The sequence below is a fragment of the Kitasatospora sp. NPDC051914 genome (genome assembly GCF_040680995.1).
In the GTDB taxonomy this organism is placed as follows: Bacteria; Actinomycetota; Actinomycetes; order Streptomycetales; family Streptomycetaceae; genus Kitasatospora.
On the sequence record NZ_JBFAXX010000012.1, the window covers coordinates 46,385 to 70,046 of the forward strand.

Here is a 23,662-nt window from a genome sequence, read left to right on the forward strand (position 1 = left end):
GAGCGCGGGTCAGACCAGGGCGCGGGCGAGGCCGACGAGGGTGCGCACCGAGCCGTCGGTGAGCTCGGGCAGCTCGTCCCAGGAGAACCAGCGCAGGTCCAGCGACTCCTCGCTGATCAGCTCCTGCGCGCCGGCCGGGGCGACGGCCACGTACTGCACGTCCAGGTGGGTGTTCTCCGGAGCGTCCTTGCCGGCGCAGCGCACCCGGTGCCGGTCGAGCTTCACCGGCACCGGCAGGCCGCCCTCGGTGAGCAGGGCGAGCCCGGCGATGCCGGACTCCTCGGTGGCCTCGCGCAGCGCCGCGTCCGCGAGCGTGCTGTCCCCGGGCTCGCAGTGGCCGCCCATCTGCAGCCACCGGCCGACCTTGGGGTGCAGGGTCAGCAGCACCCGGCCGGCGGACGGGTCGACGACCACCGCGCTGGCGGTGATGTGGGCGGGCGTGCAGGCCCGCAGCATGCCGTCGGGACGGTCGGCGAGGTGGTCGAGGTAGTCCGTCCGCAGCCGGTCCTGGGCGGGGTCGGACGGGTTCCAGTCGCCGAGGACGCGCACGGCGTCCCGGTGCAGGGCGTCGGTCACTTGCCGCCGTCCTTGCCCTCGTCGCCGTCCTTGTCCTCGGCGGACCCGGCGGACCCGGCGGACCCGGCGGACCCGGTGTCCTCGCCGCGGGCGGCGTCGCCGAGCAGCTTGTCGAGGGCGTCGAAGTCGATGCCGCCCTCCTCCGCGCGGTGCACGAAGCCGTCCGGGTCGTCGAGGTCCGCGGCGGTCGGCAGCATGTCGGGGTGCTCCCACAGGGCGTCGCGGCCCTCGATGCCGCGGGCGTCGGAGAGCGAGGCCCACAGCCGGGAGGCGTCCCGCAGCCGGCGCGGGCGCAGCTCCAGGCCGACCAGCGTGGCGAAGGTCTGCTCGGCCGGGCCGCCGGTGGCGCGGCGGCGGCGCAGCGTCTCGCGGAGCGCCGCGGCCTGCGGCAGGTGAGGCTGGGCCGCGGCGTGCACCACCGCGTCCACCCAGCCCTCGACCAGCGCGAGGGCGGTCTCCAGCCGGGCGAGCGCGGCCTTCTGCTCCGGGGTGTCCTCGGGCTGCAGCAGGCCGCCGGCCAGCGCCTCCTGGAGGGCCTCCGGGTTGGTCGGGTCGAGCTGGCCGACCAGCTCCTCCATCCGCGAGGTGTCGACCTTGATGCCGCGCGCATAGGCCTCGACCGCGCCGAACAGGTGCGCCCGCAGCCACGGCACGTGGGCGAAGAGGCGCTGGTGGGCGGCCTCGCGCAGGGCGAGGTACAGCCGGACCTCGTCGGCGGGCACGCTCAGGCCCTCGCCGAACTCGGCGATGTTCTGCGGCAGCAGCGCGGCCTTGCCGGCCGGGGCGAGCGGCAGGCCGACGTCGGTGGAGCCGACCACCTCGGCCGCCAGCGCACCGAGCGCCTGCCCGATCTGGGTGCCGAACATGGCGCCGCCCATCGAGCGCATGACGCCCATCAGCGGGCCGGCCATGGCCTGCATCTCCGGCGGCAGCACGCCGCCCATGGCGTTGCCGACCCGCTCGGCGACCGGGTCGACCAGGTCCTTCCAGACCGGCAGGGTCGCCTCGATCCACTCGGCGCGGCTCCAGGCCACCGCCGTGGTCGAGCCGGACGGGAACTCGGTCGCGGCGTCCAGCCACAGCTCGGCGAGGCGCACGGCCTCGGTGACGGCGGTGCGCTCGGCCGCGCCGACCGAGCGGTCCTTGCTGCGGCCCTCGGCGGGCTCGGCGACGACCGTCTGCCGGGCGATGTTCTGTGCCAGCTCCCAGTTCACCGGGCCGCCCTCGAAGGAGAGCATCTGCCCGAGCTGCTGGAAGGCCGCGCCCAGGTCGTTGGGGTTGAGATTGCCCATCATCGCGCCGAACGGGTTGTCGCCCGCCGCGCCGCCCATGCCGAACAGCGCGCCGAGCGGGTTGCCCGCACCGAAGCCGAAGGGCTGCTGAGGGGTCTCGCCCTGACCGCCCTTGCCCTCGGCGGCGGCGTCGCCCTGGTCGTCCTTCTTGTTCTTGCCGTCCTCGGGCTCCTCGGGCGGGACGGAGAATCCGAAGGGGAGGTCGCTCACGGGGTCCTCAGATCTGCTCGGCCGTCACGCGGGATGTGGCGGGGAATTCGTGTGCCCGCGAAGGCGGGACGTGTCCATGGTCTCGCGGCCCGATGGCGCCGGGTGCGCCCGCCGGGCCCTTGCCTCGGGCAGGATGGACGGTACGTGACACTCGTACGTACGCACATAAGCTAACCGTGGAGGATGGCCGGTGAGTTCCCCGCCTTCGGACGTTCGCTCTGGGCTGACCGGAGGTGAGGACGACACCGCGGCCGCCGCGGGTTCGCCGTCTCCAGCCTACGGCGGCAGGCCGCTGACCGTGGCCGTCACCGGAGCGGCCGGCGTGCTCGGCGAGCGGGTCGCGGCCCGCCTGGTCGAGTCGCCCGGGGTCCGCAAGGTGCTGGCGATCGACGACCGCCGCGGCGAGGTGCCCGGTGTGCAGTGGCGCATCCTGGACGTCCGCGACCCGGCCGTGGCGGAACGGCTGGCCGGGGTCGACGTGGTCGTCCACCTGGCCATGGACCTCGGCATGGAGACCGATCCGCGGGCCCGGAGCGCGTACAACGTGCGGGGCGCGCAGACCGTGGTGACCGCCGCCGCGGCCGCCGGCGTCTCCCGGGTGGTGCTGTGCACCTCCGCCATGGTCTACGGCGCGCTGCCGGACAACGAGGTGCCGCTCGCCGAGGACTCCGAACTGCGGGCCACCGAGGAGGCCACACTGGTCGGCGACCTGCTGGAGATCGAGCGCCTCGCCCGGCGCGCCCCGCGCGCCCACCCGGGCCTGCAGATCACCGTGCTCCGCCCGGCCGTGGTGGTCGGCCCCGGCATCGACACCGTGCTGACCCGGCACTTCGAGGCCCCGCGGCTGCTGGTGGTGGCCGGTTCGCGGCCGTGCTGGCAGTTCTGCCACGTCGACGACCTCGCCTCCGCGCTGGAGTACGCGGCGCTCGGCCTGGTCGAGGGGGAGGTCACCGTCGGCTGCGACGGCTGGCTGGAGCAGGAGGACGTGGAGGAGCTCTCCGGCATCCGCCGCATGGAGCTGCCCGCCTCCCTCGCCCTCGGCACCGCGGCCCGGCTGCACCGCCTCGGCCTGACCCCGGCCCCGGCCGGCGACCTCGCCTACACCATGTACCCGTGGGTGGTCTCCGGCAGCCGTCTCCACGAGGCGGGCTGGCGCCCGTCGTACGGCAACGAGGAGGTGCTCGCCGAACTCCTCTCCCAGGTCTCCGGCAAGCACGCCGTCGCCGGCCGCCGCCTCGGCGGCAAGGAGGCCGCCACCAGCCTCGGCGCCGCCGGAGCGACCGTGGCCCTGGTCGGCACCGCCGCCCTCGTCCGCCGCGCCCGCAAGCGCAGGAGGTTCTGAGGCGCTCGGGGCGGCCGGGCCGTCGTTCCGGTATGCGGAATGGTGCAATCGTGATGCGGAAGCCCTTGCCGAATGCCACCCGGCATGGGGAATCATGGTGGCCATGTCCGAGAACCACGACCCGATCCGCCTGCTCGCCATCCGGGACACCCCGCTCTCGCTGGACGAGGTGTACGAGGCGGTCGGCGACGACGCGGCCGGCGGCACCACGGTCTTCGTGGGGACGGTCCGCGACCACGACGGCGGCAAGTCCGTCTCCGCGCTCGAGTACAGCGCCCACCCGACCGCCGAGCGGGAGATGCGCCGGATCGCCGAGAAGATCGTCGCCGACTTCCCGGTGAAGGCGCTGGCGGCGGTGCACCGGGTCGGCCGGCTGGAGATCACCGACAAGGCGGTCATCGTCGCGGTGTCCTGCGCGCACCGCGGCGAGGCCTTCGAGGCGGCCCGCCGGCTGATCGACGACCTGAAGCACCAGGTGCCGATCTGGAAGCACCAGGTGTTCGTCGACGGCGAGGAGGAGTGGGTCGGCGCGGGCACCTGCTGAGGGCCCGCCGACGGGCGCCGTCGCCCGTTCGCCTCACCGCCGCCGGAGGCTCTGCGGCGGTCCGCCACAGGTGTGTCATGACCCCGCTGCGGGTGAACCCGCGGCCGTAACCCGATAGGCGCTGCCGCCGTTGTCTGCGCGGACGGTTAATCTGCTGATAGACACGACGAGCTGGGAGTACGGACATGGCTGCGCTCGCCTGGTTGATCATCCCCGTCGCCGCCGCACTGGCCGCCATGGTCTGGGCGGGCTGGGCGGCCCGCACCCCCCGCGCCACCGGTGACCCGGCCTCGCTCGCCGAGCACGCGAGGTTCCGCGCCGCCATGGAGCGCTCCACCGCCGGTTCCGGCGACTCCTCCCGCGACTGAGCCTCCGGGCCGGGCAGCGCCGGGCCGCCGCCGTCCCGTACTGTCGAGCCATGCCACGCCGCTCCGCGACGATGCTCGCCGCCACCCTGCTGCTCATAGGCCTGCTCTGCGCCTCCGTGCTGATGCGGGTGCCGTACACCGAGATGAGCCCGGGCCCGACGTACAACACGCTCGGCGTGCAGGAGAAGAAGTCGGGCGAGTCGGTGCCGGTGATCGAGATCAAGGGGCGCGAGACCTACCCGACGAGCGGGCACCTCAACATGACGACGGTCCAGGTGACCGGCGCCAAGTACGAGCCGAGCCTGGTCTCCGCGGTGATCGGCTGGCTGCGCAAGGACGTCCTCGTGGTGCCGCACGACAACGTCTACCCGAAGGGCCAGACCGACAAGGAGGCCCAGCAGGAGAACGCCGAGCAGTTCGCGTCCTCCGAGGACAGCGCCAAGACCGCCGCCCTCAAGCAGCTCGGCATCCCGGTCGGCTCGCAGACCGTGGTGTCCTCGGTGGTGGCGGGCGGGCCGTCCGAGGGCAAGCTGCACGCGGGCGACCGGATCGTCGCGGTGGACGGCACCGCGGTGACCGCCAAGGACCAGGTGGCCGCGCTGGTCACCAAGCACAAGCCGGGCGAGAGCGTGGAGTTCACGGTCGTCCCGCACACCGCCGGCGCGGCCGGCACCGGTGGTTCGGGCAGCGGCGGCACGGCGGCCGAGAAGAAGGTGGCGATCACCACCGGCAGGGCGTCCGACGGGCGGGCCATCGTCGGCATCCTGCCGGGGACGGACCACACCTACCCGTTCACCATCGACATCGGCCTGCAGGACGTCGGCGGCCCGAGCGCCGGCCTGATGTTCTCGCTGGGCATCGTGGACAAGCTGACGCCGGGCGACCTGACCGGCGGCAAGTTCGTGGCCGGCACCGGCACCATCAGCGACGAGGGCCGGGTCGGCCCGATCGGTGGCATCCAGATGAAGCTGATCGCCGCCCGGGACAAGGGCGCCGAGTACTTCATGACGCCCGCCGACAACTGCGCCGAGGCGGCCAAGGGCACCCCGGGCGGGCTGCGGCTCGTCAAGGTGGACTCGCTGGACGACGCGCTGAAGGCGCTGGACCAGATCCGCTCCGGCCAGACCTCGGCGCTGCCGTCCTGCCCGAAGTAGCGGCCGGGCCGCCCCCCCCCGGGCGCGAGCCCGCGGGGAGGGCGGCCCCCAGCCTCAGGAGAAGGTGGCGAGCAGGGCGTCGGTGAGGCCCGGCACCAGGTCGGGCCCGGTCAGCACCTCGCGCGCGACGTCCTTCTCGCGCAGCCGCAGGGCGATCTCCCGGGAGCCGTCGCGCAGCACGGCGGCGGTGATCCGCACCTCCTGGCGCTGCGGGTGGTTCGCCACCCAGTCCGCCAGCTCCTTCTCGGTGGCGTTCTTCGGGCGGGACTGCTCGGCGCCCGGGGGCAGCATCAGCCGCTCGACGACCAGCGCGCAGCCGGCGACCTGGTCGGGCCAGGCGATGGTGCCGAGGAACTTGTCCAGCTCGGCGCCGGCCGGCAGCTCCTCCTGCTCGACCGGGGTCAGCCCGGTCGCCTCGTCGTCGGCCAGGCCGAGCTGGCGGGCCAGCCTCGGGTCGGCCTTGCGCAGCGCGGCGGTGTCGACCAGGGCGAACAGCCGGGCCGGGAGGTCCCAGCCGAGCGTCGCCGCGTACTCGTCGATCTCCAGGGCGGCGCGGGTCAGCGGGGACGCGGCCGGCGGCAGGCCGTCGCCGGCGGGCGTGAGGGGTGCATCGGACATGCCCCCATCCTCACACGTCCGCACCGCCCCGGAGGCCCGCCGTTCCCGGTAACGGTCGGGTCTCGGGAGGCCCGGCGGGAACTCAGGTGAAGACGGACTAAGTTGCACTGAGGACCGAACCGACCACGTCGACGACACAGCAGAGGTGCCACCTTGGTTTTCCAGATGCCGGACCGCCCGGAGCCGGGCTTCCGCGCCAGAGTCGGCCCGCCCTCACGGCGCACCCGGGTCACGCTGGCGACCGCCGGCGTCCTCGCGGCGCTCTTCATGCTGTTCGTGCTGGTCTCCGGCTTCTGGACGGACTGGCTGTGGTTCAGGTCGGTGGACTACGGCACCGTGTTCACCACCCGGCTGCGGACGAAGGCCGTCCTGTTCGCGGTCTTCGGCGTGCTGATGGCCGTCGTGGTCGGCCTCAACCTGTGGCTGGCCTACCGGCTGCGGCCCCCGCTGGCCGCGATGTCGGTCGAGCAGCAGAGCCTGGACCGCTACCGGATGGGCGTCGCCCCGTACAAGAAGCAGCTGCTCGTGGCGGTGGCGCTGCTGACCGGCCTGGTGGCCGGCGCGGCCGCGTCCGGGCAGTGGCGCACCTGGCTGCTGTGGACCAACCAGACGCCGTTCGGCGTGAAGGACCCTCAGTTCCACCGGGACGTCGCCTTCTACGCCTTCGACCTGCCCTGGTACGAGTTCCTGCTCGGCTTCGCCTTCAGCGCGGTGATCGTCTCGCTGCTGGTCTCGGTGCTGGTCCACTACCTCTACGGCGGCCTGCGACTGCAGGGCCCGGGCCGCCGGGCCAGCCGCGGCGCGCAGGGCCACCTCGCGGTGCTGCTCGGCATCTTCGTGCTGCTGAAGGCGGTCGCCTACTGGCTCGACCGGTACGCGCTGGCGGTCAAGTCCGGCGGGTACAAGGGCGTGGACGGCTGGACGGGCCTGCGGTACGTGGACGCCAACGCGTTCCTGCCGGCCAAGACCATCCTGTTCTTCGTCGCGGTCATCTGCGCGCTGCTGTTCTTCCTGACGCCGATCCGCCGCACCTGGGCGCCGGCGCTGATCGGCTTCGGCCTGATGGCGCTCTCCGCGGTGCTGATCGGCGGGGTGTACCCGGCGATCGTGCAGCAGTTCCAGGTCAAGCCGAACGAGCAGGCCAAGGAGACGCCGTACATCCAGAAGAACATCGACGCGACCCGCAAGGCGTACGGCATCGCGGGCGCCGAGACCCAGCAGTACGACCCGAAGGAGGGCACCAAGGAGGGTGCCCCGGCGCCGGACGCGCAGACCGTCGCGGACATCCGCCTGCTGGACCCGAACGTGGTCGCGCCGACGTTCCAGCAGAACGAGGCGCTGCGCAAGTACTACGCCTTCCCGCGGACGCTGGACGTCGACCGCTACGGCAACCAGGACACCGTGCTCGGTGTCCGCGAGCTCGACCTGAGCGGTGTGCAGCAGCGGAACTGGATCAACGACCACTTCAAGTACACCCACGGCTACGGCGTCGTCGCGGCCAAGGGCAACCAGGTCGACGGCAACGGCAACCCGGTCTACACCCAGTCCGGCCTGCCCACCGAGGGCACCTTCGGCGACTACCGCCAGCGGGTGTACTACGGTGAGAAGACCCGGACGTACTCGATCGTCGGCGGCACCAACCAGGAGATCGACTACACCTCCGAGGCCGGCGCCGACCAGACCTTCACCTACGACGGCGGCAGCGGCGTCTCGCTGGACAACCCGCTGACCCGCGCCGCGTACGCGGTGAAGTTCGCCGAGCCGCAGATCCTCTACTCCGGGGCGATCACCGACGGCGCCCGGGTGATCTACGACCGCACGCCCAAGGAGCGGGTGGAGAAGGTCGCGCCGTGGCTGTCGATCGACGCCGACCCGTACCCGGTGGTGCAGGACGGCAAGCTGGTCTGGGTGCTGGACGGCTACACCACCTCGGACGGCTACCCGTTCTCCTCCAAGACCACCCTGGGCGAGTCCACCAAGGACTCGCTGACCGACCAGCGCGGCCGCACCCTGACCGCGGTCAACACGGTCAACTACATCCGCAACTCGGTGAAGGCCACGGTCGACGCGTACACCGGCGCGGTGACGCTCTACCAGTGGGACGACAGCGACCCGGTGCTGAAGACCTGGATGAAGGCCTTCCCCGACACGGTCAAGCCGCGCGCCGACATCCCGGCCGCACTGCTGCCCCACCTGCGCTACCCGCAGGACCTCTTCAAGGTGCAGCGCGACCTGCTCGGCCAGTACCACATGACCGACGCCGACGCGTTCTTCAACGGCACGGACATCTGGCAGGTCCCGCTCGACCCCACCACCAACACCGGTGAGGTCCAGCCGCCGTACTACCTGACGCTGAAGATGCCCGGCGCCCCGTCCGCGAGCTTCTCGCTCTCCAGCAGCTTCGTGCCGAGCGGCCGCGACAACCTGGCGGCGTTCATGGCCGTCAGCGCCGACCCGGGGCCGGAGTACGGCAAGATCCGCATCCTGAAGATCCCGGCCGGATCGGGCGCGCTCGGGCCCAAGCTGACCCAGGCGAAGTTCAACTCCGAGAAGGCCGTGGCCAATCAGCTCACCCTGCTGAAGACCGGCAGCGACTCCGACATCGAGTACGGCAACCTGCTGACCCTCCCGGTCGGCGGCGGCCTGCTCAACATCGAGCCGGTGTACCTGCTCGGACGCGGCGCCAAGGCGCCGGTGCTGCAGAAGGTGCTGGCGGTGTACGGGGACAAGGTCGCCCTGGAGGACAACCTGGCGAAGGCGCTCGCCGCCGTGCTGCCGGGCGCCTCGGGCAGCGCGACCGGTACGCCGACCGCCCCCACCACGCCGACCACGCCCACTCCCACCACACCCGGGCCGGGCGCCAACCCCGAGCTGCAGAAGGCGCTCCAGGACGCCCAGAAGGCCTTCACCGACGGCCAGACGGCGCTCAAGAACGGCGACTGGGCGGCGTACGGGCAGGCGCAGAAGGCACTTCAGGAGGCGCTGGACCGGGCCGCCAAGGCGCAGCCGGCGAGCGGATCGGCGAGCCCCTCGCCGTCCCCCTCGGCCTCGCCGTCGCCTTCGGCCACCTCCTGAGCTGCGACAACCGATTGTTGGTCCACTCCGCGTCCGTGCTATGGTTTATCCACCGACGCGGGGTGGAGCAGCTCGGTAGCTCGCTGGGCTCATAACCCAGAGGTCGCAGGTTCAAATCCTGTCCCCGCTACTGAAGATCAGGGCCCGGAGCCCGCCAGAGACAATCTGGCGCTCCGGGCCCTGACGTTTTCCGATCAAGGGTGCCCCGGCTCCGGTAGTATCGGCAGGGCCGGCCCGGCCCCGCCGCCGCTGCCGGGGTTTGTGCGGCCCGAGTGTCGGGAAATCGACAAAGCGCTGAAGCAATCCCGCAGGCTTCGGCCCGCTCCGCCCAGACGTGGGCCCGGGGCAGGTGTATGCGGGTTCCGGGTGATGCGACGATGGAACACATGGGGGATGCGGAACGGCTGTTGACTCCCTGTTCGAAGGAGGGGGAGCCGAGGCCGTCGACACCGGCGCCCCCGGCGGATGCCGCAGCACTGGGGGAGCGGGAGCCGGCATGAAGCTGATCGGTAGGAAGGACACGGGGGCGAGGCCGGCACCGGCCGGCCGACAGGACGAGCACGCCGAGGTCGACACCGACACCTGGGCGCAGTCCGCCGACGACACCCAGCAGGGCCTGCCCGCCCAGCGCAGCTACGGCCCCGAGAGCCTGGTGCGGATCTCCGCCCAGCAGCTCGTCGACGCCGTCGGCCGCTACCCGGCCACTGCCGACGACGAGTCCGCCGGCGAACCGGAGGACGCCGCCAGCTTCGAAACCGCCCTCGCCGCCCGCGAACAGGCCGCCCTGGAGACCCGCCACCGCTCCGCCGCGGACGCCGGCGACCCGGGCGCCGCCAGCCAGCTCGGCGCCCTGCTGCTGCGCCGCGGCGACCTGGAGGACGCCGAACCCTATCTGCGCGCCGCCGCGGCGGCCGGCCTGCGGGCCGCCGCCAACAACCTCGGCGTGCTGTTGCACCAGCGCGGCCACCGCACCGAGGCCGCCCAGTGGTGGCGGCAGGCCGCCGTGGCCGGCTCCGCGCCGGCCGCGCACGCGCTCGGCCTGCAGCTGCGCGACCAGGGCGAGGAGGAGGCCGCCGAGTACTGGCTGCACTTCGCCGCCGAGCACGGCCACCCGCTCGGTGCCTACGCGCTGGGCGATCTGATGGAGCATCGGCGCGACGTGCGCGCCGAGCGCTGGTTCAAGGTGTCCGCCGACGCCGGGCACCGTGAGGCCGCGTACCGGCTCGCCCGGATGCGCGAGGCGGCCGGCGACAAGGACACCGCCGAGACCTGGTACCGCACCGCCGCCGCCCGCAGCCACGCCCGCGCGGCGCTGCGGCTCGGCGTGCTGCTGGAGGAGCGCGGCGAACTCGACGAGGCGGCCCGCTGGTACCGCCAGTCCGCGCAGAACGGCGAGCCGCGGGCGGCCTGCGCCCTCGGCTTCCTGCTGCGCGACGCCGGCGACCTCGCGGCCGCCGCCGAGTGGTGGCAGGAGGCGGCCGAGGCCGGCGACGGCAACGCCGCCAACGCGCTCGGCGCCCTGCACGCCGGCCGCGGCGAGGCCGCCGAGGCGGAGCGCTGGTACCGTGCCGCCCTCGACGCCGGCGACCACAACGGCGCCTTCAACCTCGGCCTGCTCTGCGCCGGTACGGGCCGTGACGCCCAGGCCGAGCAGTGGTACCGCCGGGCCGCGTACGCCGGACACCGGGAGGCCTGCAACGCGCTGGCCGTGGTGCTGCTGCAGCGCGGCGACGAGTCCGGCGCCGAACCGTGGTTCTCCAAGGCCGCCGAGGCCGGCAGTGTCGACGGCGCCTTCAACCTGGGCGTGCTGCACGCGGGCCGCGGCGAACTGCCGCAGGCCCACGAGTGGTATGCGCGGGCGGCCGCCGAGGGGCACGGCGAGGCCGCGCTCCAGCTCGCGGTGGTGCACGAGCAGCGCGGCAACCCGACCGGAGCCCTGGAGCGCTACCGGCAGGCGGCCGTCGGCGGCTCCGCCGAGGGCGCCTTCCGGCTGGCCTCGGTGCTGGAGCGGCGCGGCGACGCCGACGCGGAGGTCGAGCACTGGTACGCGGTCGCGGCCGAGGCCGACCACCGCCGCGCCCAGGTGCGGATGGGCGTGCGGGCCGCCGAGCGCGGCGAACTGCAGACCGCGGAGCACTGGTACCGGCGGGCCGCGGAGGCCGGCAGCCGCAGCGCGGCGTTCAACCTGGGGCTGCTGCTGGCCCGGCAGGACAGCGAGAGCGAGGCGATGCTCTGGTACACCCGGGCCGCCGATGCCGGCCACGGGCGGGCGGCGCTGCGCCTCGCCCTGCTGGCGCTGCGGCGCGGGGAGCCGGTGCAGGCGGAGAACTGGTGCCGGAGGGCCGCCGAATCGGGCCCGGCCGAGGTCGCCGAACGGGCGGCCCGGCTGCTGGGTGCGCTGAACGCAGAGCTCAGCGCGTAGGGACGCCCCCGACGGGGTGCCCGGTCACGCGTTCGTACAGTCCGGACAGAGGCCGCGGTAGGTGATCTCGGCGCCGGTGACGGTGAAGCCGAAGCGTTCCGTGCTGGGGAGGGCGGCCACCGGGTCGCCCTCGGGGCGGACGTCGCGGATGGCGCCGCAGCCCGAGCAGACCAGGTGCTGGTGGGCGTGGTGCGCGTTGGGGTCGTACCGCTTGGCGCGGCCGTCGGTGGCGACCTCCAGCACCTCGCCGAGGGAGACCAGCTCGCCCAGGGTGTTGTAGACCGTGGCTCTGCTGATCTCCGGCAGTCTCGCCACGGCGCGCGCGTGCACCTCGTCCGCCGTGAGGTGGACATGATCACCGTCGAGGACCTCTGCGACCACGCGGCGCTGCGAAGTCAGCCGCCACCCACGTCCGCGAAGTCGTTCCAGCAGGTCACTCATGTGTTCAGGGTAAGCGACGTTCCGGAGTTGGTTCCAGTATTGACTTAGACAAAGTCCAAGTTAGGATCGAGTCCGTCACGACCGGACCACGCGGAGGACCCTCACCATGACTACCCAGGACGAGCTGCGGCCCACCCTCACCACGGAGTCCGGCGCTCCGGTGGCCGACAACCAGAACACCGAGACGGCCGGCATCGGCGGCCCGGCGCTCATCCAGGACCAGCTGCTGTTCGAGAAGCTCGCCCACTTCAACCGCGAGCGCATCCCGGAGCGCGTGGTGCACGCCCGCGGCGCCGGCGCCTACGGCACCTTCACCGTCACGGCCGACGTCACGGCCTGGACCCGGGCGAAGTTCCTCTCCGAGGTCGGCAAGCAGACCGAGACCTTCCTCCGCTTCTCCACGGTGGCCGGCAACCTCGGCGCGGCCGACGCGGTGCGCGACCCGCGCGGCTTCGCGCTGAAGTTCTACACCGAGGACGGCAACTACGACCTGGTCGGCAACAACACCCCGGTGTTCTTCATCAAGGACGCCATCAAGTTCCCCGACTTCATCCACACCCAGAAGCGGGACCCGTACAGCGGCTCGCAGGAGGCGGACAACGTCTGGGACTTCTGGGGCCTGTCGCCCGAGTCCACCCACCAGGTCACCTGGCTGTTCGGCGACCGCGGCATCCCCGCCAGCTACCGCCACCTCAACGGCTACGGCTCGCACACCTACCAGTGGCAGAACGAGGCCGGCGAGTACTTCTGGGTGAAGTACCACTTCAAGACCGACCAGGGCATCAAGAACCTCACCCAGGCCGAGGCCAACAAGCTCGCCGGCGAGGACCCGGACAGCCACCAGCGCGACCTGCGCGAGGCCATCGAGCGCGGCGAGTTCCCGACCTGGACGGTGCAGGTGCAGATCATGCCCGCCGCCGACGCCGCGAACTACCGCTTCAACCCGTTCGACCTGACCAAGGTCTGGCCGCACGGGGACTACCCGCCGATCGAGATCGGCAAGCTGGAGCTCAACCGCAACCCCGACAACATCTTCGCCGAGGTCGAGCAGTCGATCTTCTCCCCGGCGCACTTCGTGCCCGGCATCGGCCCGTCCCCGGACAAGATGCTGCAGGGCCGCCTGTTCGCCTACGCGGACGCGCACCGCTACCGCGTCGGCATCAACGCCGACCACCTGCCGGTGAACCGCCCGCACGCCACCGAGGCCCGCACCAACAGCCGTGACGGCCACCTCTACGACGGCCGCCACGGCCGCCAGAAGAACTACGAGCCCAACAGCTTCGGCGGCCCCGTCCAGACCGGCCGCCCGCTGTGGTCCGCCGTCCCGGTCGCCGGCGCCACCGGCAACCACGAGGCGCCCTCGCACGCCGAGGACAACGACTTCGTGCAGGCCGGCAACCTCTACCGGCTGATGGACGACGGCGAGAAGCAGCGCCTGGTCGAGAACCTCTCCGGGTTCATCGCCAAGGTCTCGGCCGACCGCGACGACATCGTCGAGCGGGCGATCGAGAACTTCCGCAAGGCCGACGCCGACTACGGGCAGCGACTGGAGAACGCCGTCCGCGAGCTGCGCAAGCAGAAGTAGCGATCGAAGCCTGCGGGCCCCGGGAGCGCAGCGGCGCACCCGGGGCCCGTGAACCACGTCCGGGGCTACAGCCGCAGCAGCCCGTCGCGGATGCGCTCCAGCAGGGCCACCGACACGTCCTCCGCCGCCCGCTCGTGCACCCGCACGTACCGCTCGGCCGCGAGGTCGGCGACCAGCACCCGGGCCACCCCCAGCGGGACCGGCAGCAGCGCCGCCAGTTCGGCCACCGACCGCGGGTACTGGCAGAGCTCGACGATCCGGTGGCGTTCGAAGCCCAGCGGCGCGGCCAGTGCGGCCGGCGGGGCGGTCACCAGCGTCTCGATCCGCAGCTCGTCCCGGACCGGCCGGGTGCGGCCCGAGGTGATCACGAACGGGCGGACCACCTCGTCCGCCCCCGGGTCCCCGAAGCCCGTCATACCGTCACCCCGCCGACCGGCACCTGCCGCGGTGCGTGCACCAGCAGCTCCGACGGCAGCGCCACGCTCGCCGTCACCCCGTGCACCGGCGCCGGGGCGAGGCGGACCACCGCACCCAGCCGCTCGGCCAGCCGGCCCACCACGTAGTGCCCGAGCCGACCGCCACCGCCCAGCAGGAAGCTCTCCCGGCCGGCCAGCCGGGCGTTCGCCCGGTCGAGCTGCGCGTCGTCCAGGCCCGGTCCGTGGTCCATCACCGCGATCAGGAAGCCGTCCACACCGACCCGGGCGAAGACCTCCACGTCGGTGTCGGGCGGCGAGGCCGCCAGCGCGTTCTCGATCAGCTCCGCCAGCAGGTGCGCCACCTCGGCGACCGCGCCGCCGTCCACCATGGCCTCGTCCACCTGCCGCAGCACCACCCGGCGGTAGTCCTCCACCTCGCCGAGGGCGGAGCGCACCACGTCGCCCAGCGCCACCGGCTGTGGCCAGCTGCGCGGACTGGCCTCGCCGACGAGCACCAGCAGGCTCTCCGCGTTCCGCCGCATCCGGGTCGCCAGGTGGTCGAGCTCGAACAGGTTCGCCAGCGCCGCCGGATCGTGCTCGCCGCGCTCCAGCGCCGACAGCAGGCCCAGCTGCCGGGTCACCAGTGCCTGGTTGCGCCGGCCCAGGCCGGCCAGCGACTCCGCGGTGTTGCGGCGCAGCACCGACTGCTCGACGGCCAGCCGCACCGCCGTCCCCGCCACCTGGTCGAGCGCCGCGCCCAGCACCTCCAGCTCCGCCGTGCCCGCCGCCGCGGACGAGCCGGGCGACGCCGCCTCCCGGCCGGCCTGCGCCCGCTCCACCGCCTCCGGCAGCACCTTGTCGGCCAGCTCCTCCGCCTCGGCGGCCAGTGCCGCCACCGGCCGGGTGATCGACCGGGTGGCCAGCAGGCCGAGCAGGACGGCGCCGGCCACGGCGGCGAGCGCCAGCCCCGCGTCGATCAGCAGTGTCCGCAGGGCGTCCGAGCGCAGTTCCGCCGCCCGGGTCCGGCTGTCCTCGGCCGCCTGCGACTGCACCGAGTACAGGCCGTCGACCAGCTCGGTCGCCGCCTGCCACCAGGCGTCCGCGCGCACCGGCAGCCGGGTGCCCGCGAAGCCGTCCAGGGCCTGCTGCTCCATGCCGGCGACGGTCACCGCGGCCGGGCTGCGCAGCACCGCGTCGAGTGCGGCGGCGCGGGCCGGGAGCGCGGTGCGCGGGACGTCGGCGAGCGCGGCACTCTTGACCGCAGTGATCCGGACGAAGGCCGGGTACTCGCTGCTGCGGAAGGCGCCGGCGGCGAGCACGCCGTTGAGGGTGCCGCGTTCCAGGGCGGCGGCCTCGGTGGCTTCGCTCAGCGACTGCAGGGTGCCGAGGGCGTCGGCCAGCCGGCGGTCGCCGGTGCCGTCCCGGTCGGCGAAGGCGGCCGCGTTGAGCGCGGTGACCGCGCCGGTGAAGAACTCCAGGGCCTCGGCCCGGGTGGCGGCGCCGGTGTCGGTCCGGCCGCGCAGCCGGGCCAGGGTGCTCAGCCCGCCGAGCGCCGTGCGCACCCTGTCCGCGCCGGGCGGATCGGCGGCCAGCCGCTGGTCGAGCGCCCGCCGGGCCCGGTCGGCGGCCTCGCGCTGCGGGGAGAGCTGCGTCCGGAAGGACTCCTCGCCGCCGAGCAGGCCGGCGGTCAGGCCGCGCTCGCGCTGGAGCTGGTGGACGAACTCCCCGGTGGCGGCCACCAGGGCCACCCGGTCCCCGGTCCGGCCGGCGTCGGAGTACCGACCGGCCTGGCCGGCGGTGCCGACCGCACCCAGCACCACCAGGGCTCCGGTCGGAAGGGCGAGCAGCAGGGCGAGCCGGTGGCGGATGCTGCGGAGCGTACGCACGTGGGGAGGCCCCCTCGGCAGACGGCCCGGCGGGGTGGGCGCACGGGGAACGGAGGCGCGGTAGGGGATACCGGCCACTGGTTCACCGAGCCTAGGGGCCTTCTGTTGCAAGGGAGTTGCCGCTCCCTCAGCGCCACGGCGAACGCACTGCGGGTGGCCGGCAACCTCGCCGACCACCCGCCGAAACACGCCCGTCGGACGGGCCGCCCGCCGCGGCTCAGACGCTGAGCCGGCGCAACGCCTCGCCGTGCAGCAGCCCGTTCGAGGCGACCGCGTCGGCGCCGTTCGCGCCGTCCAGGCCGTCCAGGCCGGTGAAGCGGCCGCCCGCCTCCTGCACCACGATGCACGGTGCGGCCATGTCCCAGAGGCTGAGCTCCGGCTCCGCGGCGATGTCCACCGCGCCCTCGGCGACCATCATGTACGACCAGAAGTCGCCGTACGCCCGGGTGCGCCAGCAGGCCCTGGTGAGGTCCAGGAACGGGTCGAGGCGGCCGCGCTCCTCCCAGCCGGTCAGCGAGGAGTACGAGAAGGAGGCGTCCTCGATCCGGCCGACCTGGGAGACGTGGATGCGCGTCGCCTTGGCCAGGCTCCGCCCGGCGTACGCGCCCAGGTTGCGCGCCGCCCACCAGCGGCGGTTCAGCGCCGGTGCGGAGACGATGCCGACGACGGGCTGCAGCTCGCCGTCGATGCCCTCCTCGAGCAGCGCGATCAGCGTCGCCCAGACCGGCACGCCGCGGACGTAGTTCTTGGTGCCGTCGATGGGGTCGATGACCCAGCGGCGCGGGCCGGAGCCGTGCAGGCCGTACTCCTCGCCCATCACGGCGTCCCGCGGGCGGGCCCGCTGCAGCACGCTGCGCACCAGTTCCTCGGCGGCCTTGTCGGCGTCGCTGACGGGCGTGAGGTCCGGCTTGGTCTCGACCTTGAGGTCCAGCGCCTTGAAGCGCTCCAGGGTGACCGAGTCGGCCGAGTCGGCGAGGACGTGGGCGAGTCGGAGGTCGTCGTGGTAGTCGGCCATGCCCGAACCCTAGCGACCCCGGGCCGCTCAGGGCAGCGCGGCTCGCACAGCGGACCGAACCGGCGTGCGGATCAGTGTCCGGAACCGCTCAGCTGGAGGCCGACCACGCCGGCGATCACCAGCGTGATGGAGACCAGTTTGAGCACGCTGCTGGACTCGTTGAAGAAGAGGATGCCGTAGGCCGCGGTGCCGGCCGCGCCGATGCCCGTCCAGACCGCGTACGCCGAACCGACCGGCAGCGACTTGAGGGAGAGGGTGAGCAGGCCGAAGCTGCCCAGGGCGAAGGCGCAGAAGCTGATGGTGGGCCAGAGCCGGGTGAAGCCGTGGCTCAGCTTGAGGTTGATCGCGAAGCCGGTCTCCAGCAGACCGGCGAGGACCACCATGGCCCATGCCATCGGGCTGACTCCCTTGCCCCTCGGAGCGCCGGGCCGACTTGGTCCGACTTTCCTATGATCACCGGCCGTGGCCCGTCCGACACCTCCGGCGGGAACCGGACCGACCGGCAATCGGGGGGTGGGTGAAGGAGCGGCGTCAGGGAGAGCCGTGGCGCCGCGGCGGCGGTCAGTCGCCCTCGCGGGCCTCGCGGCTGGCCAGCAGCCGGCGCAGCGAGTACAGCCGGGCCGCCTCGGCGTTGCCCTCCTCCACCCAGGCGTCCAGGGCGCAGTCCGGCTCGTCGTGGCTGCAGGCGCGCGGGCAGTCGACGGTGCCCGGCTCCAGGTCGGGGAAGGCGTGGATCACCCGGGACGGGTCGATGTGCGACAGCCCGAAGGAGCGGAAGCCCGGGGTGTCGATCACCCAGCCCGGATCCAGCGCCTTCTTCGAACCGGGCCTGGCCCCGGGCGGCGGCGGCAGCCGCAGCGCCAGCGCCGAGACGGTGGTGTGCCGGCCGCGGCCGGTCACCGCGTTCACCTGCCCGGTCGTCCGCTGCCGCTCCGGCACCAGCGCGTTGACCAGCGTCGTCTTGCCGACGCCGGAGTGCCCGATGAACACCGTCGAACGCCCGCGCAGGTACTCGCGCACCGCCTCCGCACCCGCCGTCCCCAGCTCGTCCCGCCGGGTCACCACGTACGAGATGCCCAGCGGCGCGTACGCCTCCAGCAGCGGCTCGGCCGGTGCCAGGTCCGACTTGGTGAGCACCAGCAGCGGCTCCATCCCGGCGTCGTACGCCGCCACCAGGCAGCGGTCGATCAGCCGCGGCCGCGGCTCCGGGTTGGCCAGCGCGGTGACGATCGCCAGCTGCTCGGCATTGGCGACGACGATCCGCTCGTACGGGTCGTCGTCGTCCGCGGTGCGCCGCAGCACAGAACTCCGCTCGGCGACCCGGACGATCCGGGCCAGCGTGTCCGGCTCACCGGACAGGTCGCCGACCAGGCTCACCGTGTCGCCGACCACGACGCCCTTGCGGCCCAGCTCGCGGGCCTTCATCGCGACGACCTGCCGCTCCCGCTTGGTGCCGCCCTCGACCAGGCAGGTCAGCCGGCCCCGGTCGACGGTGAGGACCATCGCCTCCGCCGCGTCCTCGTGCTTCGGCCTGATCCTGGTGCGGGGCCGGGAGCCCCGGCGGGCCGGGCGGTTGCGGATGTCGTCCTCGTCGGCGTCCTTGCCGTAGCGGCGCATGCTGCTCTGCCCCCGTCAGCCCTGGCCGAGGAGGTCGGCCCACATCTGCGGGAAGTCCGGCAGGGTCTTGGCGGTCGTCGCCACGTTCTCCACCCGGACACCCTCCACCGCGAGGCCGATCACCGCGGCGGCGGTCGCCAGCCGGTGGTCCTCGTAGGTGTGGAAGACGCCGCCGTGCATCGGGCGCGGCCGGATGCGCAGGCCGTCCTCGGTCTCCGACACGTCGCCGCCCAGGTCGTTGATCTCCTTGGCGAGCGCGGCCAGCCGGTCGGTCTCGTGCATCCGCAGGTGGGCGATGCCGTACAGGTGGGACTCGGAGTCCGCCAGCGCGGCCACCGCGGCGATCACCGGGGTCAGCTCGCCGACGTCGTGCAGGTCGGCCTCGATGCCGTGGACCTTGCCGGTGCCGGTGAACTCCAGGCCCTCGTCGGTGAACCGGCAGGAGCCGCCCATCTGCGTGTAGATCTCGCGCAGCTGGTCGCCCGGCTGGTACGTGTGCTTCGGCCAGTCGCGGACGGTCACCCGGCCGCCGGTGACCAGCGCGGCCGCGAAGAACGGCGCCGCGTTGGAGAGGTCCGGCTCGACCACCAGGTCGCGGCCGATCAGCGCGCCCGGGGTGACCCGCCAGACGTCCTTCTCGCCGCCGTCCTCCGGCGCGTCGACCTGGCCGCCCGCCTTGCGCACCATGTCCACCGTCATCCGGATGTGCGGCAGCGAGGGCACCGTCTCGCCGATGTTCCGGATCTCCACACCGTTGTTGTAGCGCGCACCGGACAGCAGCAGGGCGGAGATGAACTGCGAGGACGAGGAGGCGTCCACGTCGACCGTGCCGCCGTCCACCGCACCGGTGCCGTGCACGGTCAGCGGGAAGCCGCCGCGGCCGCCGTCGTCGATCCGGGCACCGAGGGCGCGCAGCGCGTCGATCACGCCGTGCTGGGGGCGCTCGTAGCAGCGCGGGTCGCCGTCGAAGTGCACCGCGCCGTCGGCGAGCGCCGCGAGCGGGGGCAGGAAGCGCATCACCGTGCCGGCGTTGCCCACGTCCACCTGGGCCGGGCCGCGCAGCTGCGCCGCCGGGATGACCCGCCAGGCCTCGCCGCCGCCGGTGCCGCCGCTCGCCTCGTTGACCGTCTCCTCGACGGTGACGCCGAGCGCCCGCAGGCCGTCCGCCATCAGCTGGGAGTCGCGGCTGCGCAGCGGCCGGCGGACCCAGCCGGGGCCGTCCGCGAGCGCGGCCAGGATCAGCGCGCGGTTGGTCGCCGACTTGGAGCCGGGGATGGTGACGGTCGCGTCCACGGCGGCGGTGGCGACGGGGGCGGGCCACAGGGCATCGGTCATGCCGCCAAGTCTAGGGGGAGCGGGCGCGGCGGCCCGGAGCGCATTCGCATGGCGGACGGGGGGTCTGCGCGGTTTCCGTGAGGGCGGTGTGCCCACCGACCGTCACCGCACGGACCTCGGCTCACTGTTTCCAGTGCAGCAGCCAGCTCGCGCCGCCCAACAGGCAGGACAGCGCCACCACCAGGAACAGCGCCACCCACAGCACCGCGCTCACCCCGGTGAGCCGGGCCAGCTGGTCCGCGTCGGAGTCCGGGGCCCCGCCGCTGCGCCGCTTGCCCTGCAGCTCGACCACCGGCCGCACGCCGGCCAGCAGCAGGAACCACACGCCCAGGTAGGCGAAGGCGGCCTGCACCTGGCTGCCGCCGTACCAGGAGACCACCAGGAAGAGCGCGCCGGTGAGCACCACGGCCAGCAGCCCGAAGGCGTTGCGGATCATCACCAGCATCCCGGCCAGCAGCAGGATGGAGATCCACAGCAGTGCCGTGATCCGGCCGTCGGCGAGCAGCGCGGCGCCGCCGAGGCCCAGCAGCGAGGGCGCGACGTAGCCGGCCGCGGCGGTGAGGATCATGCCCGGCCCGGTCGGGCGGCCGGAGGAGATGGTCAGCCCGGAGGTGTCCGAGTGCAGCCGGATGCCGGACAGCCGCCGCCGGGTCAGCAGCGCGGCGACGCCGTGGCCGCCCTCGTGCGCGATGGTCACCACGGTGCGGCTGACCCGCCACACCGGGGACGGCACGATCGCCAGCAGGGCCAGTGCGGCGGTGGTCATCACCAGCCAGTTCGGCGGGTCGGGCTGTACGCCCGCCACCCGCTCCCAGACCTCCGCGATGTCCATGCCGATCCCGCCTCCCTTGGTCCTGCCGGTCCGGCAGCCTCCCATGCCGGGACGCCGCAGCGGTAGCGGGCGGTTCGGTCCGGTTCGTCCCCGGCGGTGCCGGATTCCCGCCCCGGGCGGCGGGTGCGCCGTGGCAAGCTGGCCCCCATGTGCGGCCGCTTCGCCTCCACCAACAAGCCCGAGGACATCGTCGAGGTGTTCGGCGTCCGGCAGTGGGACCCGACCGAGACCGTCGCCCCGAGCTGGAACGTGGCGCCCACCGAGGCGGCGTACGCGGTGCTGGACCGGGCGCCCAAGGGCCAGCAGCGGCCGGTGCGGCAGCTGCGGGTGCTGCGCTGGGGGCTGATACCCGCCTGGTCGAACTCGCCGGACACCGCCGTCAAGATGATCAACGCCCGGGCCGACACGGTGCACGAGAAGCCCGCCTACCGCCAGGCCTTCGCCTCCCGCCGCTGCCTGCTCCCGGTCGACGGCTACTACGAGTGGCAGACGGTCAAGGAGGGGAAGGGCCGGCCCCGCAAGCAGCCGTACTTCGTCTCCCGCGCCGACGGCGGCATGCTCGCGCTGGCCGGCCTGTACGAGTTCTGGCGCGACCGCACCCGCCCGCCCGGCGACCCGGACGCCTGGCGGGTGACCTGCACCGTCGTCACCACGGAGGCCGAGCCGCTGCTCGACCCGATCCACGAGCGGATGCCGCTCTTCCTCGACCCGGGCGCCTTCGACGCCTGGCTCGACCCCGGCCTGAGCGACCCGGACGAGCTGCGCGGCCTGCTGGTGCCGCCGCCGCCCGGCGCCCTGAAGGTCCACCCGGTGGGCGCGGCAGTCGGCAACATCCGCAACAACGGCCCCGAGCTCGTCCGCGAACTCACCGAGGACGACCGCACCACTCTCTTCTGAGCACCCCGGTGCCGACCGGTGCCGGTGCCGCAGGCCGGGCGTGCATAGGCTCCTCCCATGCAGAAGCTGGTGCCGACACCGGTCGGCGATGCGCGGGTGACGGTGTACGCGGAGGCCGGGGCCAGGGGACTGCTCGCCCTCGGGCACGGGGCCGGCGGCGGGGTGGAGGCGCGGGACCTGCAGGCGCTGGCCGCCGCACTGCCCCCGCTCGGCTTCTCGGTGGCGCTGGTCGAGCAGCCCTGGCGGGTGGCCGGGAAGCGGATCGGCCCGGCGCCGAAGACCCTGGACGAGGCGTGGCTGCCGGTGATGGCGGAGCTCGCCGGGGAGGGGCTGCCGCTGGTCGCGGGCGGCCGCAGCGCCGGTGCCCGGGTCGCCTGCCGGACGGGGGCGGCCTCCGGCGCGGTGGCGGTGCTCGCGCTCGCCTTCCCGCTGCACCCGCCGGGCAAGCCGGAGAAGAGCCGGGCGGAGGAACTGCTGCACACCGGGCTGCCGACGCTGGTGGTGCAGGGCGGCGCGGACACCTTCGGCACCCCCGGGGAGTTCCCCGGCCTGCCGGAGACCCACCGCCTGGTCGAGGTGGCGCACGGCAGCCACGGCTTCGCCGTGCCCAAGCGCGCGCCGGTCGGCCAGGAGGAGGCGCTGGCCGGGCTCACCGGTGCCGTTGCGCACTGGCTGGGATCGGTGCTGCCGATCGGGTGACGGCGGCGGGAATGCACGGGCGCCGGGCGCGGTTGCAAGGACCGTCAGCAGAGTCCTGGTGGAAAGGCAGCGTCCATGGGTTCGATCGCGTGCCCCGAGCGGCCGGAGGAGCGGGCGGCGCAAGGCGCCCTCGTGCCCGACTGGTCGGAATGGATTGTCGCGGGCGAGAAGCCGGTGGGCCGGATATCCTCCATTTCGGGTCGGCCCGCGGTGGGCCGGGCCCGCAGTTCCGAGGAGGTGGGTCCGGTCGTCGGGACCGAGGACGAGGCCGTGCCGGGTGCCGTGCCGGGTGAGGGCGTGCCCGAGGGCGGGGCACTCACCGGGGACGAACTGGCCGAGGCCATCGGCGAGGACACCTTCCGGGTGTCCTCGGACGAGACCGAGGACGCGCGCCGGGAGCGCTTCGAGCGCGACGCGCTGGCCTTCCTGGACCCGATGTACTCGGCGGCGCTGCGGATGACCCGCAATCCGGCCGACGCGGAGGACCTGCTCCAGGAGGCGTTCGCCAAGGCGTACGCGTCCTTCCACCAGTTCCGCGAGGGCACGAACCTCAAGGCGTGGCTGTACCGCATCCTCACCAACACCTTCATCAACTCGTACCGCAAGAAGCAGCGCGAGCCCCAGCGCACCGCGGCCGAGGAGATCGAGGACTGGCAGCTCGCCCGGGCCGAGTCGCACATGTCGACCGGGCTGCGGTCGGCGGAGGCCCAGGCACTGGACCACCTGCCGGACAGCGACGTGAAGGACGCCCTGCAGGCCATTCCTGAGGAGTTCCGGATCGCCGTCTACCTGGCGGACGTCGAGGGCTTTGCGTACAAGGAGATCGCGGACATCATGGGTACACCCATCGGTACGGTGATGTCCCGACTGCACCGTGGCCGCCGTCAGTTGCGCGGCATGCTGGAGGACTACGCCCGCGAGCGCGGTCTCGTGCCGGCGGGCACCGGTGCAGGGCAGGAAGCGAAGGGCGCGGGCTCATGAGCTGCGGCGATCCGCACGACACCGAGTGCGGCGAGGTGCTCGACCACCTCTACGAATTCCTCGACAACGAGATGGCCGAGGGCGACTGCGTCAAGCTGCGGGTGCACTTCGAGGAGTGCTCGCCCTGCCTGGAGAAGTACGGGCTGGAGCAGGCCATCAAGGCCCTGATCAAGCGCTCCTGCGGCTGTGACGACACCCCGGCCGACCTGCGCACCAAGGTGCTCGCCAGGATCGACTCCATCCGGGCCGGCCAGCGCTCCGCCCAGGTGTCGGCCGAGGAGGGCGCCGGGCACGGCGCCGCCGCGGCCACCGCGGCGGCGACCGAGTAGGCACCGCAGGACGGTCGTGTCCGGCACG

Annotated in this window: 22 protein-coding genes and 1 tRNA gene; 12 read left to right on the forward strand and 11 right to left on the reverse strand. The window is 73.5% G+C overall.

The genetic code is table 11. The features are described from left to right. Window positions 1–9: 9 nt before the first annotated feature. Together AB0M03_RS10555 and AB0M03_RS10560 are read right to left on the reverse strand one after the other, a co-directional pair. Window positions 10–576, reverse strand: coding sequence for an NUDIX hydrolase (locus AB0M03_RS10555; protein ID WP_363490629.1), 567 nt, complete (start codon window positions 574–576; stop codon window positions 10–12). Further along, on the reverse strand, window positions 573–2,078 hold the full coding sequence (locus tag AB0M03_RS10560) for a zinc-dependent metalloprotease (RefSeq protein ID WP_363490631.1): 1,506 nt from the start codon (window positions 2,076–2,078) through the stop codon (window positions 573–575). Before AB0M03_RS10560 ends, AB0M03_RS10555 begins: the two co-directional genes overlap by 4 nt. Window positions 2,079–2,370: 292 nt before the next feature. Between AB0M03_RS10560 and AB0M03_RS10565 the strand changes: the two genes are divergently transcribed. The 4 genes from AB0M03_RS10565 to AB0M03_RS10580 all read left to right on the forward strand — a co-directional run bounded on the left by AB0M03_RS10565 (window position 2,371) and on the right by AB0M03_RS10580 (window position 5,486). After that, entirely contained in the window at window positions 2,371–3,420 is a 1,050-nt protein-coding gene (locus tag AB0M03_RS10565; RefSeq protein WP_363490797.1) for an NAD-dependent epimerase/dehydratase family protein, read from the forward strand. Between the two features lie 94 nt (window positions 3,421–3,514). After that, entirely contained in the window at window positions 3,515–3,964 is a 450-nt protein-coding gene (locus AB0M03_RS10570) for a molybdenum cofactor biosynthesis protein MoaE (RefSeq protein WP_363490633.1), read from the forward strand. Between the two features lie 185 nt (window positions 3,965–4,149). Further along, a complete protein-coding gene (locus AB0M03_RS10575; protein WP_363490635.1) occupies window positions 4,150–4,332 on the forward strand; it encodes a hypothetical protein in 183 nt (60 codons plus the stop codon). A 50-nt stretch (window positions 4,333–4,382) separates the two neighbouring features. Next, entirely contained in the window at window positions 4,383–5,486 is a 1,104-nt protein-coding gene (locus AB0M03_RS10580) for a PDZ domain-containing protein (protein WP_363490637.1), read from the forward strand. A gap of 54 nt (window positions 5,487–5,540) precedes the next feature. Here AB0M03_RS10580 and AB0M03_RS10585 read toward each other — a convergent pair whose 3' ends face one another. Continuing rightward, complete coding sequence (locus AB0M03_RS10585) at window positions 5,541–6,104, reverse strand: PPA1309 family protein (RefSeq protein ID WP_363490639.1); 564 nt, start codon at window positions 6,102–6,104, stop codon at window positions 5,541–5,543. Window positions 6,105–6,269: 165 nt separating this feature from the next. Here AB0M03_RS10585 and AB0M03_RS10590 point away from each other — a divergent pair, with 165 nt between their 5' ends. From AB0M03_RS10590 to AB0M03_RS10600, 3 genes are all read left to right on the forward strand, one after another. Then, window positions 6,270–9,179 (forward strand): UPF0182 family protein, encoded by a 2,910-nt coding sequence (locus AB0M03_RS10590; RefSeq protein ID WP_363490799.1) that lies wholly within the window; start codon window positions 6,270–6,272, stop codon window positions 9,177–9,179. A 56-nt stretch (window positions 9,180–9,235) separates the two neighbouring features. After that, a tRNA-Met gene (locus AB0M03_RS10595) sits at window positions 9,236–9,309 on the forward strand. A gap of 366 nt (window positions 9,310–9,675) precedes the next feature. Next, complete coding sequence (locus AB0M03_RS10600) at window positions 9,676–11,601, forward strand: tetratricopeptide repeat protein (protein WP_363490641.1); 1,926 nt, start codon at window positions 9,676–9,678, stop codon at window positions 11,599–11,601. Window positions 11,602–11,625: 24 nt separating this feature from the next. On the opposite strand, the gene AB0M03_RS10605 is transcribed toward AB0M03_RS10600, so the two are convergent. Next, window positions 11,626–12,042: a Fur family transcriptional regulator gene (locus tag AB0M03_RS10605; RefSeq protein ID WP_363490643.1), complete on the reverse strand. Its 417-nt coding sequence runs from the start codon at window positions 12,040–12,042 to the stop codon at window positions 11,626–11,628. 106 nt (window positions 12,043–12,148) lie between these two features. On the opposite strand from AB0M03_RS10605, the gene AB0M03_RS10610 reads away from it, so the two are divergent. Further along, window positions 12,149–13,627, forward strand: a complete 1,479-nt coding sequence (locus AB0M03_RS10610; RefSeq protein WP_363490645.1) for a catalase — start codon at window positions 12,149–12,151, stop codon at window positions 13,625–13,627. A gap of 65 nt (window positions 13,628–13,692) precedes the next feature. Here the strand turns inward: AB0M03_RS10610 and AB0M03_RS10615 are convergent, their stop codons facing one another. From AB0M03_RS10615 to AB0M03_RS10645, 7 genes are all read right to left on the reverse strand, one after another. Next, window positions 13,693–14,043 carry a DUF742 domain-containing protein gene (locus AB0M03_RS10615; RefSeq protein WP_363490647.1) on the reverse strand — a complete coding sequence of 117 codons (351 nt, stop codon included), beginning with the start codon at window positions 14,041–14,043 and terminating at the stop codon, window positions 13,693–13,695. Next, window positions 14,040–15,929 (reverse strand): nitrate- and nitrite sensing domain-containing protein, encoded by a 1,890-nt coding sequence (locus AB0M03_RS10620; RefSeq protein WP_363490649.1) that lies wholly within the window; start codon window positions 15,927–15,929, stop codon window positions 14,040–14,042. Before AB0M03_RS10620 ends, AB0M03_RS10615 begins: the two co-directional genes overlap by 4 nt. Before the next feature lie 217 nt (window positions 15,930–16,146). Continuing rightward, window positions 16,147–16,944 carry a histidinol-phosphatase gene (gene hisN / locus AB0M03_RS10625; RefSeq protein WP_363490651.1) on the reverse strand — a complete coding sequence of 266 codons (798 nt, stop codon included), beginning with the start codon at window positions 16,942–16,944 and terminating at the stop codon, window positions 16,147–16,149. Between the two features lie 71 nt (window positions 16,945–17,015). Continuing rightward, window positions 17,016–17,339: a multidrug efflux SMR transporter gene (locus tag AB0M03_RS10630; RefSeq protein ID WP_363490653.1), complete on the reverse strand. Its 324-nt coding sequence runs from the start codon at window positions 17,337–17,339 to the stop codon at window positions 17,016–17,018. 166 nt (window positions 17,340–17,505) lie between these two features. After that, window positions 17,506–18,561, reverse strand: a complete 1,056-nt coding sequence (rsgA, locus tag AB0M03_RS10635) for a ribosome small subunit-dependent GTPase A (RefSeq protein ID WP_363490655.1) — start codon at window positions 18,559–18,561, stop codon at window positions 17,506–17,508. A gap of 15 nt (window positions 18,562–18,576) precedes the next feature. Then, window positions 18,577–19,896 (reverse strand): 3-phosphoshikimate 1-carboxyvinyltransferase, encoded by a 1,320-nt coding sequence (gene aroA / locus AB0M03_RS10640; RefSeq protein ID WP_363490657.1) that lies wholly within the window; start codon window positions 19,894–19,896, stop codon window positions 18,577–18,579. 121 nt (window positions 19,897–20,017) lie between these two features. Next, window positions 20,018–20,728, reverse strand: a complete 711-nt coding sequence (locus tag AB0M03_RS10645) for a M50 family metallopeptidase (protein WP_363490659.1) — start codon at window positions 20,726–20,728, stop codon at window positions 20,018–20,020. Window positions 20,729–20,875: 147 nt separating this feature from the next. On the opposite strand from AB0M03_RS10645, the gene AB0M03_RS10650 reads away from it, so the two are divergent. The 4 genes from AB0M03_RS10650 (at window position 20,876) to rsrA (ending at window position 23,634) form a co-directional block, all read left to right on the forward strand. Further along, window positions 20,876–21,625, forward strand: a complete 750-nt coding sequence (locus tag AB0M03_RS10650; RefSeq protein WP_363490661.1) for an SOS response-associated peptidase — start codon at window positions 20,876–20,878, stop codon at window positions 21,623–21,625. A 57-nt stretch (window positions 21,626–21,682) separates the two neighbouring features. Beyond that, window positions 21,683–22,324, forward strand: coding sequence for an alpha/beta family hydrolase (locus AB0M03_RS10655; RefSeq protein WP_363490663.1), 642 nt, complete (start codon window positions 21,683–21,685; stop codon window positions 22,322–22,324). Window positions 22,325–22,561: 237 nt separating this feature from the next. Then, window positions 22,562–23,305 (forward strand): sigma-70 family RNA polymerase sigma factor, encoded by a 744-nt coding sequence (locus AB0M03_RS10660; protein WP_363490665.1) that lies wholly within the window; start codon window positions 22,562–22,564, stop codon window positions 23,303–23,305. Further along, window positions 23,302–23,634 carry a mycothiol system anti-sigma-R factor gene (gene rsrA, locus AB0M03_RS10665; protein ID WP_363490667.1) on the forward strand — a complete coding sequence of 111 codons (333 nt, stop codon included), beginning with the start codon at window positions 23,302–23,304 and terminating at the stop codon, window positions 23,632–23,634. Before AB0M03_RS10660 ends, rsrA begins: the two co-directional genes overlap by 4 nt. Window positions 23,635–23,662 lie beyond the last annotated feature (28 nt).

Coding starts and splice junctions, on each gene's coding strand:
- AB0M03_RS10655 (WP_363490663.1), top strand. CDS start 21,683: ATGCAGAAGCTGGTGCCGACACCGGTCGGCGATGCGCGGGTGACGGTG.
- rsgA (WP_363490655.1), bottom strand. CDS start 18,561: ATGCGCCGCTACGGCAAGGACGCCGACGAGGACGACATCCGCAACCGC.
- AB0M03_RS10570 (WP_363490633.1), top strand. CDS start 3,515: ATGGTGGCCATGTCCGAGAACCACGACCCGATCCGCCTGCTCGCCATC.
- AB0M03_RS10645 (WP_363490659.1), bottom strand. CDS start 20,728: ATGGACATCGCGGAGGTCTGGGAGCGGGTGGCGGGCGTACAGCCCGAC.
- AB0M03_RS10650 (WP_363490661.1), top strand. CDS start 20,876: ATGTGCGGCCGCTTCGCCTCCACCAACAAGCCCGAGGACATCGTCGAG.
- AB0M03_RS10605 (WP_363490643.1), bottom strand. CDS start 12,042: ATGAGTGACCTGCTGGAACGACTTCGCGGACGTGGGTGGCGGCTGACT.
- aroA (WP_363490657.1), bottom strand. CDS start 19,896: ATGACCGATGCCCTGTGGCCCGCCCCCGTCGCCACCGCCGCCGTGGAC.
- AB0M03_RS10580 (WP_363490637.1), top strand. CDS start 4,383: ATGCCACGCCGCTCCGCGACGATGCTCGCCGCCACCCTGCTGCTCATA.
- AB0M03_RS10600 (WP_363490641.1), top strand. CDS start 9,676: ATGAAGCTGATCGGTAGGAAGGACACGGGGGCGAGGCCGGCACCGGCC.
- hisN (WP_363490651.1), bottom strand. CDS start 16,944: ATGGCCGACTACCACGACGACCTCCGACTCGCCCACGTCCTCGCCGAC.
- AB0M03_RS10575 (WP_363490635.1), top strand. CDS start 4,150: ATGGCTGCGCTCGCCTGGTTGATCATCCCCGTCGCCGCCGCACTGGCC.
- AB0M03_RS10615 (WP_363490647.1), bottom strand. CDS start 14,043: ATGACGGGCTTCGGGGACCCGGGGGCGGACGAGGTGGTCCGCCCGTTC.
- AB0M03_RS10610 (WP_363490645.1), top strand. CDS start 12,149: ATGACTACCCAGGACGAGCTGCGGCCCACCCTCACCACGGAGTCCGGC.
- AB0M03_RS10585 (WP_363490639.1), bottom strand. CDS start 6,104: ATGTCCGATGCACCCCTCACGCCCGCCGGCGACGGCCTGCCGCCGGCC.
- AB0M03_RS10590 (WP_363490799.1), top strand. CDS start 6,270: ATGCCGGACCGCCCGGAGCCGGGCTTCCGCGCCAGAGTCGGCCCGCCC.
- AB0M03_RS10630 (WP_363490653.1), bottom strand. CDS start 17,339: ATGGCATGGGCCATGGTGGTCCTCGCCGGTCTGCTGGAGACCGGCTTC.
- rsrA (WP_363490667.1), top strand. CDS start 23,302: ATGAGCTGCGGCGATCCGCACGACACCGAGTGCGGCGAGGTGCTCGAC.